Source organism: Verrucomicrobium spinosum DSM 4136 = JCM 18804, from assembly GCF_000172155.1.
In the GTDB taxonomy this organism is placed as follows: Bacteria; Verrucomicrobiota; Verrucomicrobiia; order Verrucomicrobiales; family Verrucomicrobiaceae; genus Verrucomicrobium; species Verrucomicrobium spinosum.
In genome coordinates, this window is sequence record NZ_ABIZ01000001.1 from 3,076,109 (window position 1) to 3,090,157 (window position 14,049).

The window sequence follows — 14,049 nt, forward strand, 5'->3', positions numbered from 1 at the left end:
TGACCAGGTTCTCACGAACCCAGCCACGAATGACTCTGCAAGCGTTCGCAGAGGCGAAGCTTGTGGCTGCGTTTGTCAAAACGCGGAAGGGGTGAAGCGACGCTATGGCCTGTCATGCACCCGTGGCGGGCAAACATATGCTCCTGACCAGGTTCTTACAAACTCAGCCACGAATGCCTCTGCAAGCGTCCGCAGAGAAGAAGCTTGTGGCTGCGTTTGTAAAAACGCGGAACGTGGCAAGCGACCCTATGGCCTGTCATGCACCCGTGGCGGGCAAACACGTGCTCCTGACCAGGTTCTTACGAACCCAGCTACGAATGACTCTGCAAGCGTTCGCAGAGGCGAAGCTTGTGGCTGCGTTTGTCAAAACGCGGAGGGTGCAAACGACCCTGTGGCCTGTCATGCACCCGTGGCGGGCAAACATGTGCTCCTGACCAGGTTCTTACGAACCCAGCTACGAATGACTCTATAAGCGTTCGCCGAGGAGAAGCTTGTGGCTGCGTTTGCCAAAACGCGGAGGGGGTGAAGCGACCCTGTGGCCTGTCATGCACCCGTGGCGGGCAAACATGTGCTCCTGACCAGGTTCTTACGAACCCAGCTACGAATGACTCTATAAGCGTTCGCCGAGGAGAAGCTTGTGGCTGCGTTTGCCAAAACGCGGAGGGGGTGAAGCGACCCTATGGCCTGTCATGCACCTGTGGCGGGCAAACATGTGCTCCTGACCAGGTTCTCACGAACCCAGCCACGAATGCCTCTGCGAGCGGTCGCGTGGAGGTCGTTGCACCTATCGACCGCTTCAATGCTGCATTTGCCGAAAGATCAGGACGGGCCCGGAACGTTTCCCTTGCCCGCCATTTCCGGCCAATGGAGAGGCGGTGAACTCACTTGGATTCCTACTACACTCATGAAGAAACTGCTTCCTGCCCTTTTCCTGGCCGCTCTGATGACGGCCCAAGCTGAAGACAAAAAACCGGCTGCCGATGAAGGCAAACCCTGGAAACAATGGTTCACAGACGGCAAGCTGGATGGCTTCACGATCGTCAGCGGCACGGCCAGCTACAAGATCGAAGATGGCGTGCTGGTGGGGACGACGACTGAAGGCAGTCCCAATTCTTTCCTGATGAGCCCGAGCTTCAAGGACTTCGAGCTCGAGTTCGAAGTGAAGGTGGACGACGCCCTCAATTCTGGCGTGCAGGTGCGCAGCCATCTGGCCAAGGAAGGTGACCCGGCTCCTGAAGGAGCCAAGAAGCCTCTCCCGGCTGGACGTCTCTACGGACCGCAGTGCGAAATTGCCATCAATGGAACCGCTGGTGATTTCTACGACGAGGCCCGCCGCGGCACCTGGTGGAGCGAATTGACCCAGACCAAGGACGCCGTGCGCACCGAGGCGGCCAAAGCAGCCTTCAAGAAGGGCGAGTGGAACCAGTACCGCATCGTGGTCAAGGGAGACCATTATCAGAGCTTCGTGAACGGCGTCAAGGCGGCCGACTTCAAGCAGCCCAACGACCCCGAAGGCCACATTGGCTTTCAGGTCCACGGTATCAAGAAGGGCACTGGCCCGTTCAGCGTGCGCTGGAAGAATGTGAAGATCCGCGAGCTGTAATCGGATCGCTGGATCATCGGGGGATGAGGTTTCGCCGCAGGCAATCTTGCATTAGGCGAACAACCTCATCCCCTTTTTGCGTTTGAATCCCGATGAAACGCAAGAACCACAGCCGACGTCAGGTGATGGGGACACTCTTGGGTGCGACCACCGCTACATTGATGCCACCCGCTTTTGCTCAGGAGGCGGATTCATTGGGCGAAATGGAAATCGTGGACACGCACACGCATTTTTTTGACCCCACCCGTCCGCAGGGGGTGCCGTGGCCGCAGCCGGGGACGCAGCTCTATCGCAAAGTGATGCCTTCCGACTGGAAGGCTCTGGCCAATCCGCTGGGCATTTACCAGACGGTGGTCGTGGAGGCCAGCAAGTGGGTGGAGGACAACCAGTGGATCCTCGAACTCGCGGAGCGGGAGAAGAGCATCGTAGGGTTTGTGGGCAACCTGGATCCGGGAACGCCGGAGTTTGGGGACCAGTTGAAGCGGTTTGCAGCCAATCCGGTGTTCCGGGGCATTCGTGTAGGCGGGTCGAGGTTGATCAAAGGGGTGGAGGAGCCGGAGTTTGTGGCGGGGATCAAGCGTCTCGTGGATCGGGATCTCTCGCTGGATGTCAACGGTGGCCCTGACCTGCTGATGGCGGTGGACAAGCTTGCCGTGAAGGTCCCCGAACTGCGGATCGTGGTGGATCATGTGGGTGGGGCCGGTGATGCGGCCAAACCCAGCAGCGCGTGGAAGGAGGGGATCAAGGCTTCCGCCCGACATCCCAAAGTGTGGTGCAAGGTAAGTGGGCTGGTGGAAGGGCCAGGTGGCGGGAAGGGAAATGCACCCAAAGACGCCGGATACTATGCCCCGGTGCTGGACATGGTCTGGCATGCCTTTGGCGAGGACCGACTCGTATTTGGCAGCAACTGGCCGGTCAGCGATCGCGGGGCACTCTTTGACGTGGTGGTGGGACTGGTGCGGCAGTACTTCGAGGGCAAAGGCAAGACGGCAGCGAGGAAGTACTTCTCAGACAACGGGAAGGCCGTTTACAAGTGGATCGACCGTTCCTGATTGCCGGCAGCCCCAAACGCAAAAGACCGCCAGCAGAGCTGACGGCCTTTTGGTCTCGGAGGTTAAAGCGGCTCAGGAGTTATTTCTTGGTCCACTTCACGGCATTGATCAGGATCTTCTGATAACCTTCCAGTTCATGGGTGCGGCCATCATGACCCAAGGTGATGCCGACGATGCGGGCCTTGTCGTTTTGGGTGACCCACACCGCGGGGTGAGGCTTCTTGTACTTGTCGCTGGGGGAGGTTTCCGCCAGGACTTCGATGGGGGCGGTTCCTTCCGGCACGCCTTCCGCGTTCATGTAGTACAGCTCGTCCTCCACCTTAAAGCTGGCAGGCACGCCCGCCATGACGGGGTGATCCTTCTTCAGTGTGTTCACGTCGAAGGGGTGAATCTTGTCGTGACCACGGGAGCCACCACCGACGATCTTGGCGTTCACTTCTGGCCAGCGAGGGAAGCCATACCAGGTGCCGGGGTGGAGCATGATCACGCCTTTGCCCGCCTCCACATGGTCGAAGAGAGCCTTGCGCCAGGCAGGGGTGTCAAAGAACGTGCGGTTGGTGCTGCTGATCACGACATCCGCGTTCTTGATCTCTGCCGTGGCCTGGGGGCTGTTCTCCGTGTAGTTCACGGAGAAGCCTGCGGACTTGAGGAACTGGCTGTCATACTCCTCGAACCACTTCTTGAAGTCGTGGGAGGAGCCGCCGGCGACGATGAGGACTTTGATCTTGCCGTCCTCCCACTGGATGGGGATGGGGGCTGGCATCTCGTCCTCAGGCTTCTTGGCTGGAGCAGGAGCGGGTGCAGCGGTCGCGGCAGGCTGGCGCGGGGCGGCATCCAGCTTGGCGCCAGCCTTGCCTTCCACATCGGCCGTGATGGCCACGATCACAGGAGTGACCCCGTTGTTGTAGCTTTCCAGCTCGACCTTGGAGATCACGGACGATTTGGCGATATCCAGGCTGATCAAGCGAAGCTGACCACGGGAGACCACACCTTCAGCAAAGGCGGACTTGGGCACATCGATTTCACGATTGTAGTCGGCAAATTCCACGCCGTTCTTCATTTCATGAACTTCGGTCTGGCCATCTGCATAGGTCACGGTCAGTTTCAGTGCCGGACGCTCATCTTTGGTGGCGGGGAAACCCCAGCCGGCGATGCCGCTCAAGAGGTGCAGCTTCTTGGCCGTTACGCCGACCGGTGCCTCGACCTTCTGAGGGAAGGTGTAGGCGAAGGTCTTGTCACCGCCACCTTTGAGGGTGACGACGTTCATCCCGGTGGAGGACTTGGCGGGATCCATGATGTAGAAGGGGATGCCGTCCACGGTCACATTGCCGAACTTGGAAAGGAACACTGTGTCTCTGGTGGCCTCCTCGCTGTTGAAGAGACCTCGACGTGTGTCGGCAGTGTAGGTCTTGGCCAGGTCCACAATGCGGAACTTGGCATCACTGCCGCCGCAGATGAAGGCGAGAAGATCCCGCATGACCTCCGGTCCGAGCGCCTCAAAACCTTCCGGCATGAGGGAGCGACGGGTGTTTTCCCGGTTGGCGATGTTCGCCTTGGGGATCTCCACATCGCCCGTCTGGCTGCGCAGCGTCACGCTGGCGGCGTTTTCACTGGTGATCACGCCGACCAGGGTTTCGCCCTTGTTGGTGGTGATGTTCCACTGCCAGAAGCTGGGGTCCACCTCACGGTTGGGGTCCACAATGTGCACGAGTAGCTCGGCAGGACCATGAGCGCCCATGCCGGTGAGCGGGGGGCCGACGTCTCGCGTCCCCACATCACCCAGCTTGTGGCAGATGGCGCAGGCAGCGGTGAACATCAGTTTGCCGTTGGCCACGTTGCCAGGCTTCAACACCTCGGGGGTGAGGGCGGCGATGGCCTCATTCTTCTGCTTGGTCTGTGGGCTCAGGGTGTCCAACAGCGCAGCAGCCTGCTTGGCCACAGCCTTGTTCGGGTGGGTGCGCAGACGGGCAACATTGCCGGGGCCGAGGTCGGTCACGGTGATCTTGCCGTCCTTCACTGACCCGAGGAAGGCGAGGGTGGCGTCCGGACGTTGCAGGATCTGGTCAAAGGCCTGTGTACGGACGGCACCTTGCAGGGAACTGAAGGTGGACACCAAGGCGGACACCTCTCCACTGTTGCCCAGAGCCTCAATGATGGCGGAGAGCAGGGGTGCGGGACTATCGCTGGCGGTGAGCACGGGGACGACGGACTTCTGGCCTTCGCCACCGACACCGATTAACGCTTTGGCGGCATTGATGCGGGACTCCACGGACTGGGCCTTGTCGGCGAGTTGGGTGGAGAACTGGGTGATCAGGGCCTTCACGTCATTGGCCAGGGTGCTGGCTTGGTCCCACTTCACCACGAGGGGAAGGGTGGAGGAGGCGAGGGTCGGCTGGCTGATCAGCTTCTTCAGTGTGGCGGCCAGTTCAGGAGTAAGGTTGACCTTGAGGTCGCTGGCGGAGCCGATGGAGCGGAGCACGACGATCTTGATGGTGTCGGAGGTCGAGGGAGCATCGGCACAAGCACTCAAGAGTTGGGCGGCGTTTTGCGAGGGCGTGAGCGTGACGTTCTTACCATTCAAGACCACGTTGACTTCGTCTCCCGTCAGTGACTTGGCCACGAGTGGCTCCACCAGAACCGTCAACTCTGCGGCGCGGGGATGTTGCAGGGCATCGGCGATGGCTGCCACAGGGTACGTGGAGAGTGCCGCGATCATGGCAGACCGGGTCCAGTCATCGGAGGCCGCAAGGAAGTCGGCAATGCCTTTGTCGCAGATGGCCTTGGTGTCACTTTGTTGAGCCAGGAGTTGTTCATAATGCCGCAGGACCTTGCTGCCCATTTGGGGAACGGTGGCCACGTTTTCCAGTGCCTTCGCCTCGGCACCAGCCGGGGTGGTTTCGGAGATGAGACGCCAGGCGTTCTGTTTCACCTTGGCGTTGGGGCTGGTATCGAGGACCGTCGCCAAGCTCTTCAGGTTTTTTGGATCGAGCACCGGCACGTCCAGCTTCTTGGCCTGCTTGTGCTGCACCTTCCAGATGCGGCCAAAGTAGTGGTCGCGATCAGGACGCACGGCGGCGTTGGCCGGTCCATGCAGGGGACCGCGGGTGTCATTGTGGATGACGGCCTGGTTGTAGAAATCCACGACATAGAGGGCCCCATCGGGACCCACCCGGTTCTCAATGGGGCGGAACCAGAGGTCCTTGCTGCGGATGAACTCGGTTTCTTCTCGGCCTTTTTCCTTCTCCACGGTGTAGCTCACGCCATCCGGCTTCACGAACTCATGGTGCACGATGTTGAGGGTGGGCTCAGTGGTGAAGTAGCTGTAGTTCCACTTCTCCGGCCAGGCCCCGCCTTCATAGACGGCGCAGCCAGCGGCGGCGGTGAAGGCACCCACCTGGTCAATCTGCACATAGGCCTGCTCCGGCCAGCTCATGAGCGGGTGGGTTTTCTGTCCGGTGATCATGCCTTTCCAGGAGTTGGTTCCAGGAACCTTGCCCTTGGCGAGCACGTACTCGGGCAGGACGGTGTGGAAGAAGACGGTGCCGCTGGTGGGCTGGGTCCAGAAGACCTGGCCATCCCAGGTGATATCCAGCCCCCAGGTGTTGCCACCGCGGGACGAGTACATCTCAATCTCAGAGCCGTCTGGCTTGAAACGCACGACACCGGAGGCGATGCGCACGGGAGGTTTGGGGGACTTGACACCCAGAGAGGTGACATCGCCGGCTGAGTAGCCATGAGTGGCATAGACCCAGCCATCGAGCCCCCAGCGGAGGTTGTTCATCACGGCATGGGTGTCGCCGTTGCCGAGCCCGGTGTAGAGCTTGGTGCGCTTGTCGGCCACATCATCGCCATCGGTGTCTTCAAAGGACCAGATGTCCGGTGCGGCAGAGACAATGACGCCTGTCTTGTAAAAGCAGAAGCTGGTGGCCAGCTCGAGCTTGTCGGCAAAGATCTTCTTCTTGTCCATCACGCCGTCGCCATTGGTGTCGGAGAGGATGGAGATCACGTCGCGGGGCTCGCGTTGGTCGTAACCTTCTTTGGAGATGGAGCCGGACTCCTTCCAGGCATCGGTGTTGGGCACGCGGCGACCATTGGGATACTCGGGCGTCTCGCAGACCCAGAGGCGGCCTTTCTCATCCCAGTCGATGTTCATCGCCTTGTTGATGAGCGGCTCAGCGGCGACCAGGGAGATTTCGAACTCCGGATGCACCTCGATGAGGGCTGCGGCCTTGTCAGGCCGGGTGGGGCCGCCTTCCACATAGCGGAGGCCGTCGCCCAGTTCCTCGGGCTTGCAGAACTCATCCGCATTCTGCCTCTTTCCGGCCCAGGCGATGCCACGCAGCAGGATGGCGCGGTAGTTGGGACGGTTGAAGTTGATGTAGAGGTGCCCAGGAATGCTCACGAAGGAGCGGTAGGCGGTGCTGCCTTCCGGAGCCGTGGTCTCATAGGTCCACATCTGCGGCTGGATGTCGTAGATGGAAACCTTTTTCCCGCCACCCGTTATCTCCTCGGCCCGCTTCGCGGCCTGGGCATTGCGGGCACCAGCCGGTTTGGGAGTGTAAGCGCCGGCAAGGATGCGAGCCTCCGGGAGGATGTCCATGTCATAGTAGATCTCATCGTCCATCGCGAAGTTGGAGCAGTCTTTCGTGATGGGGTTCTCGCGATCTGTGAAGTAGAGGTGCATGGGCCCCTCCAGCCACTTCGTGGTGCCCTGACGCCAAGAGCCTCCGATGATGCCCTTGAACCAGTCCGTATCCTGCGAGACTGCCCCAGCGTGCAGGGTCACCAGACCGCCGCCGCGCTTGAGGAATTCCAGGAGGTTCTTGCGTTCTTCACCGATCTTGATGTTACCGGCCTCCTGGGAGTGGAGGATCAGCACGTCGGTCTTATCGAGCTGTTCTTTCGTCGGGAAGGCCAAGGCTCCATCGGCCTGAATGCCGCGCTCCTTGAGCAACGGCACCCAGTCTTTCAAGAACTGGGGATAGTCATGGGCCCCCGGGCCGTGGGATTTCTGTCCCGCCCGGATGAAGACCCGCAACGGGGCTTCCGCCGCGGCGAGCATGCTGCAGGGCAGCACGGCGCAGAGGGTGAGGAGGATAAATGATTTCATGGAAGAGGAAATGCGAGGGGAGGAACCACTAATTGACACTAATGGAACACTGATAAATGAGATTCAAAACAACCCAGAACTATGATGGGAGAGAGGAGCTGGCTACAGGATGAACCGCTGCCATCTAAGCTTGTCGAGCGGAGCAAAGTTGAGGAGGTAACCCACCGGTTTACGTGCAAGCCGCATGTAGTTCATGAGCTGAGCCACGTGTTCAGGGAGAAATTCGCCAACGGCTTTCAATTCCACGACCACTCCGCCGTACACACAGAGGTCTGGGATGTAGCATTTGCGGAGCTGCTGACCTTTGTAGTAGATGGAGAGCGCTTGCTTTGCCACAAACGGAATACCCCGTGCTGCGAGCTCCATCTCCAGGCACTCTTGGTAGACTTCTTCCAGCAATCCACCGCCAATCGTGCGATGAACCTCGAACGCAGCGCCTACAAGAGCATAGCCCTCGTTTTTGAAGGGCGTAGCGATCTCGATATCCGGAAAACTGCTGGCATCCATGGAGTGCGAATGAAGAGTCTATGAACCCGTGTTATTTTTTGGATTTCATTAGTGTTAAATTAGTGTCAATCAGTGGTTCGGAATTCTACTGCTTGAACGGCACCTTCTTGAACTCCTTGGTCAGGTTCGTCAGGCTTTCTTCCACGCCCATGCGCTCCAGGCTGCTGGCACCGACGAAGCCGTGGGCGGAGGTTTTGCCGAGGATGTACTCCACGTCCTTGGGTGTGTTGATGGGGCCGCCGTGGGTCAGGAAGAAGATGTCCTTCCGCACCTGGCTTGCGGCGTCGATGATCTCCTGGGTGCGGGCCACGGTGTGGTCCCAGGAGACGACCGCATTGGTGACGCCGATGCTGCCGCCGACTGTGGTGCCGACGTGGGCGATGATGCAATCGGCTCCCTGTTTGGCCATCTCCACGGCTTCCTCCGGGGTGGCCACATACACGATGCTGAAGAGGTCCATGCGACGGGCGAGACCGATCATCTCAAACTCTTTCTTCACGCTCATGCCCGTCTCTTCCAGCACCTGGCGGAAGTGGCCGTCCACGATCGTGTGGGTGGGGAAGTTGTTCACGCCGGAGAAGCCCATGTCCTTCACCTTGCCCAGCCAGTGCCACATGCGGCGGCGGGGATCGCTGGCGTGCACGCCGCAGACCACGGGGATCTCATTCACCACGGGGAGTACTTCGTACTCGCCGATTTCCATGGCGATCTCGTTGGCATCACCATAGGCCATGAGTCCGCAGGTGGAGCCGTGACCCATCATGCGGAAGCGGCCGCTGTTGTAGATGATGATCATGTCCGCCCCGCCACGTTCGATGAACTTGGCGCTGATCCCGGTGCCGGCACCGGCGACGATAAGAGGCTCGCCGCGCTTCAGTGTGGCATTGAAGCGGTCAACGACTTCTTGGCGGGTGTAGGGATTTCCGATTCCGGTCCAGGGATTGGGCATGAGTTGGGAATTGCTGATTTTTGGTTTTGGTTGGCGGATTGGCGTTGCGGCGAAACCCATTCACGCGCTTCATGTCTTTGGGACCGAATCGCCGTCGTGGATCGACGCGGGTTTAGCAGCCAAGAAACCAACGCCTTCCGCCCGCTTTTTTCACTCACCGTCGCATGAGCAAGACGCACCAAGACCTATCCGAAACCCACATCCTGGGGGAAGAAACCACTCAAAAAGTGGTACGGGTGGACGGGCGAGACCGACGGGAATGGCTGGCGAAAGCCCCTGCCTGTAGCGCTCTGGCCCAGCACCGGATCGCCCATCTCGGGATCTGTGAAGCCCAGGCTCCCTACAACATTGTGCGCATGAAGCAGAGCGGTACCTACTTCATGGCCTGCTATGGTGGGGAGGGGCGGATCCTCGTGGACGGACGCTGGCAGAGATGCCGGGCGGGTATGGCCTGCCTGCTGCCGCCTCATTTGCTCAATGCCTTCCATGCCGTCCCCAGCAAGCCCTGGAACTTCGTCTGGGTGCGCTACCAGGCGGTACCGGAGCAGCGCCCTCTGGTTTCAGCCAGTTCACCGGTGCTGGCCAAGTTTGACCCCGAGCCCTTGCGTCTGGCCATGCTGGGTCTGCATGCGGAGTGTGTCCGTTCACTGGCAGATTCTTCTGGAGACAAAGTGCCTTCCTCCGCCCCACCCACTCCCGCGCCTGTGGCCATGCACCACTGGGTGGAACTGGTGCAGACCTACGTGCTGAGGTTCGCCCAACCCTGGCAGATGGATGACCGGCTCTCCCGTCTGTGGGAGAAGATCGCTCATCGGCTGGGTGAGCCATGGACTCTGAGCCAGCTGGCTCACGAGGTGCATATGAGCGAGGAGCATCTGCGGAGACTCACCACGCAGCAGCTTGGTCGGTCGCCCATGCGCCAGCTGACCTACCTGCGTATGCGGCACGCGGCGGAACTGTTGTCCAGCACGGAGGACAAGATTGAGTCGATCGCCCTTGCGGTGGGCTATCACAATGCGTTTGTGTTTTCCACCACCTTCAAGAAATGGACGGGGTGGCGGCCCAGCGAGCATCGGGCCCGTACTCACCGTGCGTAGACACTGGTTTGTTCCCGATCCTTCCTTCCCCTGAGTTGCATGTCCGCTCCCACAACAATTTTTACCTGGATCATGTGGTTGTTACTGGCTGGGCTGGTGGCATTGGCTGGCTGGATTTTCTGGGCCGTCGGCAAGGTGGAGGATGCCAAGCGGGAGGGCGCTATACCCGCGGTGGTGCCAGTGTCACCGGCCGCTCCAGGGCATGTGACAAACCCGACCCCATAGTCGGAGCCTCGCGCACCGAGCGATTTCTTGTCCAAAAGGGTGAGTCGTGGCCTTACCCTGTCATGACGTTCCAACGTTCCCTCCTCACACTTACCCTAACGGCGCTTTGCGGCGTGCCTCTGGCGGCGCAGGCCGAAAAGGAAAAGCCCAAGGCAAAAACCAAGGGCGAAGCGAAAGCTGAACCCAAGACCGAGACCTACGATATCGTCGTCTATGGCGGTACCTCCGGCGGTATCACGGCTGGCATCCAGGCGGTCCGCATGGGGAAGACTGTGGTGATCATCGAGCCAACCAAGTTCCTTGGCGGCCTGACGACGGGCGGCTTGGGGGCCACAGACATCGGGAACAAGAAGGCCATTGGCGGCATGTCCCGGGAGTTCTACCACCGCGTGTGGCAACACTACCAGCGTGACCAGTCCTGGGTGCAGCAGAAGCGGGAAGAATATGTGGCGAAGCGTCACGGCGGAAACACGCCCAATGAGGAAACGATGTGGACCTTCGAGCCGCATGTAGCGACCAAGATCTATGACGAGATGATTGCCGAGACCAAGGTGCCGGTGGTGTATGGGGAGCGCCTGGACCTCAAGAACGGAGTCAAGAAGGAGGGAACCCGTATCACGGAGATCGTGATGGAGTCGGGCCGCACCTTCGCTGGCAAGATGTTCATTGATGCCACCTATGAGGGCGACCTCTTTGCGAAGGCGGGTGTGTCCTATCATGTGGGGCGGGAGGCCAACGCCAAGTACGATGAAAAGCTCAACGGGGTGCAGACTGGCCACGCCCGCAGCCACCAGTTCATCAAGAACGTGGACCCCTATGTGGTGCCCGGCGATCCGAAGAGCGGGGTGCTGCCCGGTGTGCAGACGGATGGACCGGGGGAGGAGTTTGCCGGTGACCATCGGGTTCAGGCCTACAACTTCCGCATGTGCACCACGGATGTGCCGGAGAACCGTCTGGCCTGGCCCAAACCGGCCAACTATGATGAGAAGAATTATGAGCTGGCGCTACGCAACGTAGAGGCCGGCGACGGGCGTTTTTCGTGGAATCCGGTCTGGATGCCCAACCGCAAGACGGACACGAACAACAACTTCGCCATCAGCACGGACAACATCGGGATGAACTACGACTATCCAGATGGTGACTACGCCACCCGGGATCGCATCATCCAACAACACCGCGACTATCAACTGGGCCTCATGTGGACCTACGCCAACCACCCACGGGTACCGGAGAAGATTCGTGAGCACTTCACCAAACTGGGGCTGGCCAAAGATGAGTTTGCCGACAGCGGTCACTTCCCGCGCCAGCTCTATGTACGTGAGGCCCGCCGCATGGTGTCCGACTATGTGATGACGGAGAAGAACTGCCGCCGTCTTGAGATCGTGCCGGACTCCGTGGGCATGGGGGCTTACAATATGGATTCCCACCATGTGCAGCGCTACATCACGAAGGAAGGTTTCGTGCGCAACGAAGGCGACGTGCAGGTGGGCAGCCGCCCCTATCCCATCAGCTACCGGTCCATCGTGCCCAAGGCGTCCGAGTGCACGAACGTGCTGGTGCCGGTGTGCTTGAGTTCTTCGCACATTGCCTTTGGGTCCATCCGCATGGAGCCGGTGTTCATGGTGCTGGGGCAGAGTGCGGCCACGGCTGCCTCCCTGGCTATCGACGCCAAGGTGGATCTCCAGAGGCTGGACTATGCTGCCCTCAGGGCAAAATTGGATGCTGACCAGCAGGTGCTGGACTTCGAATCGCCGGCCAAGCCGATGGTGGAGTCTCTCGACAAGGCCAAGCTCGGCGGTGTGGTGGTGGATGATGCTGACGCAGTGCTGACGGGCTTCGAATCTCATGGCACCAGCGCTTCGCCGTTCATTGGCGCTGGCTATGCTCACGATGGCAATGTCGAGAAAGGTCACCAGAAAGCAGTGTTCCGCACCCAGCTTAAGGAGGCGGGCCAGTATGAAGTACGCCTCGCTTACCAGGCCCTGGCAAACCGCGCCAGCAATGTCCCGGTTACCATCCGCAGCGCGGAAGGTGTCAAGACGGTGAAGGTGAATCAGAAAGAGAAGGCTCCCATCGATGGCGTGCTCTACGCTCTAGGCAGCTTCAAGTTTGAAGGGGGGCAGGATGCCGTCGTGGAAGTGTCCAATGAAGGCACGGATGGCCACGTGATCGTGGACGCTGTGCAATGGATCAAGAAATGAGAGTGAAGACATCTTTTGTCTGACAACAAGGGGCCGTCTGGTGAATGCCAGGCGGCTTTTTTACGGGGATGCCTATTAAACGCAATAAAATTGCGAAAATGGTTGCGGGATTCCTTGCATGATGGCCCTTTGTGTAATGCAATCTACATGCATTAGTGTTCCTCAGTCCAATGCAAAACTCCCTGTCACTGTTCTCTCGGGCTTCCTGGGGGCAGGAAAAACCACGCTGCTGAATCACATCCTCCGTAATCGGGAGGGGAAGAAGGTGGCAGTGATCGTGAACGACATGTCCGAGGTGAACATGGATGGCCTGCTGGTGAAGCAGTCGGATGTTGCCTTTGCTCGGGCAGAGGAGAAGCTGGTGGAACTGTCGAACGGATGTATCTGCTGCACCCTACGGGAGGATCTCCTCATTGAAGTCGGGCGATTGGCGAGAGAGGGGCGGTTTGACCACTTGGTGATCGAGAGTTCCGGCGTTTCTGAACCCATGCCTGTCGCGGAGACCTTTTCATTTGCGGATGAGTCAGGGCGCAAGCTATCAGATGTTGCTCAACTCGACACGATGGTGACCGTGGTGGACGGGTGCAATTTCTTGAGTGACTTCCGCTCTACCGAGGACTTGAGAGAGCGGGGCCAAGCGATCGGAGAGGGGGATGAGAGGTCCGTGGTGGATCTCTTGGTGGACCAGGTCGAATTTGCCAACGTCATCTTGATCAACAAATCTGATGCCATGGATGCAGATTCCCGGGTGGCGGTGCGAGCGATTGTGAAAGCGCTCAATCCCAAGGCCCAAGTCTATGAAACGGCGCGGTCGGAGGTGCCCCTTGAAGCGGTGTTGGGCACGGGCCTCTTCTCCGAAAGTGAGGCTGAAGCCAGTGGCGGATGGATGGACAGTTTGGTCGGGCACACCCCGGAGACTGAGGAGTACGGCATCGCCAGCTTCGTGTACCGCGCCCGGCGGCCTTTTGACCCGCAACGCTTTGAAAAATGGAGCCAGGAAACCTGGCCGGGGGTGCTGAGGGCCAAAGGGTTGGTCTGGCTAGCCGACGAAATGGAAAAGGCCTGCTTCCTCCAGCAAGCTGGCGTCATGCGGCAGACGGAAGACATCGGATATTGGTGGGCCGCCGTGGATAAAGCGGCCTGGCCAACCGATCCTTCAGAGCGGAAGGAACTGCAGGAAAACTGGCGGGAGCCCTGGGGGGATCGGCGTCAGGAAATCGTGGTGATCGGTCGGAAGATGGACGAGGCCGCCCTCCGACGCGAGTTCGACTCCTGTCTTGCCACCGGATACTGAAGTAAGGTCAG

9 protein-coding genes are annotated in these 14,049 nt (G+C 59.6%); 6 read left to right on the plus strand and 3 right to left on the minus strand.

All coding sequences use genetic code 11. The features are described from left to right. Positions 1-904 precede the first annotated feature (904 nt). Together VSP_RS12460 and VSP_RS12465 are read left to right on the plus strand one after the other, a co-directional pair. Entirely contained in the window at positions 905-1,603 is a 699-nt protein-coding gene (locus tag VSP_RS12460) for a 3-keto-disaccharide hydrolase (RefSeq protein WP_009960975.1), read from the plus strand. Between the two features lie 92 nt (positions 1,604-1,695). Next, the gene (locus VSP_RS12465; protein WP_009960977.1) at positions 1,696-2,655 is read left to right on the plus strand and encodes an amidohydrolase family protein; all 960 of its coding nucleotides are present in this window, start codon (positions 1,696-1,698) and stop codon (positions 2,653-2,655) included. 79 nt (positions 2,656-2,734) lie between these two features. On the opposite strand, the gene VSP_RS12470 is transcribed toward VSP_RS12465, so the two are convergent. From VSP_RS12470 to VSP_RS12480, 3 genes are all read right to left on the minus strand, one after another. Continuing rightward, positions 2,735-7,765, minus strand: coding sequence for a PVC-type heme-binding CxxCH protein (locus VSP_RS12470; RefSeq protein WP_009960979.1), 5,031 nt, complete (start codon positions 7,763-7,765; stop codon positions 2,735-2,737). A 102-nt stretch (positions 7,766-7,867) separates the two neighbouring features. Then, the gene (locus tag VSP_RS12475) at positions 7,868-8,272 is read right to left on the minus strand and encodes a GxxExxY protein (protein ID WP_009960980.1); all 405 of its coding nucleotides are present in this window, start codon (positions 8,270-8,272) and stop codon (positions 7,868-7,870) included. An 85-nt stretch (positions 8,273-8,357) separates the two neighbouring features. Then, positions 8,358-9,221 carry a phosphoenolpyruvate hydrolase family protein gene (locus tag VSP_RS12480; protein WP_009960981.1) on the minus strand — a complete coding sequence of 288 codons (864 nt, stop codon included), beginning with the start codon at positions 9,219-9,221 and terminating at the stop codon, positions 8,358-8,360. A 164-nt stretch (positions 9,222-9,385) separates the two neighbouring features. Here VSP_RS12480 and VSP_RS12485 point away from each other — a divergent pair, with 164 nt between their 5' ends. The 4 genes from VSP_RS12485 to VSP_RS12495 all read left to right on the plus strand — a co-directional run bounded on the left by VSP_RS12485 (position 9,386) and on the right by VSP_RS12495 (position 14,038). Further along, entirely contained in the window at positions 9,386-10,318 is a 933-nt protein-coding gene (locus VSP_RS12485; protein ID WP_009960982.1) for an AraC family transcriptional regulator, read from the plus strand. Positions 10,319-10,357: 39 nt separating this feature from the next. After that, entirely contained in the window at positions 10,358-10,543 is a 186-nt protein-coding gene (locus VSP_RS42190; protein WP_009960984.1) for a hypothetical protein, read from the plus strand. Between the two features lie 62 nt (positions 10,544-10,605). After that, a complete protein-coding gene (locus VSP_RS12490; protein ID WP_009960985.1) occupies positions 10,606-12,744 on the plus strand; it encodes an FAD-dependent oxidoreductase in 2,139 nt (712 codons plus the stop codon). Between the two features lie 136 nt (positions 12,745-12,880). After that, positions 12,881-14,038 (plus strand): GTP-binding protein, encoded by a 1,158-nt coding sequence (locus tag VSP_RS12495; protein ID WP_009960986.1) that lies wholly within the window; start codon positions 12,881-12,883, stop codon positions 14,036-14,038. Positions 14,039-14,049 lie beyond the last annotated feature (11 nt).

What these genes read in the sequence shown, in the direction of transcription:
- VSP_RS12460 (WP_009960975.1), top strand. Translation starts at nt 905, where the DNA reads ATGAAGAAACTGCTTCCTGCCCTTTTCCTGGCCGCTCTGATGACGGCC.
- VSP_RS12465 (WP_009960977.1), top strand. Translation starts at nt 1,696, where the DNA reads ATGAAACGCAAGAACCACAGCCGACGTCAGGTGATGGGGACACTCTTG.
- VSP_RS12470 (WP_009960979.1), bottom strand. Translation starts at nt 7,765, where the DNA reads ATGAAATCATTTATCCTCCTCACCCTCTGCGCCGTGCTGCCCTGCAGC.
- VSP_RS12475 (WP_009960980.1), bottom strand. Translation starts at nt 8,272, where the DNA reads ATGGATGCCAGCAGTTTTCCGGATATCGAGATCGCTACGCCCTTCAAA.
- VSP_RS12480 (WP_009960981.1), bottom strand. Translation starts at nt 9,221, where the DNA reads ATGCCCAATCCCTGGACCGGAATCGGAAATCCCTACACCCGCCAAGAA.
- VSP_RS12485 (WP_009960982.1), top strand. Translation starts at nt 9,386, where the DNA reads ATGAGCAAGACGCACCAAGACCTATCCGAAACCCACATCCTGGGGGAA.
- VSP_RS42190 (WP_009960984.1), top strand. Translation starts at nt 10,358, where the DNA reads ATGTCCGCTCCCACAACAATTTTTACCTGGATCATGTGGTTGTTACTG.
- VSP_RS12490 (WP_009960985.1), top strand. Translation starts at nt 10,606, where the DNA reads ATGACGTTCCAACGTTCCCTCCTCACACTTACCCTAACGGCGCTTTGC.
- VSP_RS12495 (WP_009960986.1), top strand. Translation starts at nt 12,881, where the DNA reads ATGCAATCTACATGCATTAGTGTTCCTCAGTCCAATGCAAAACTCCCT.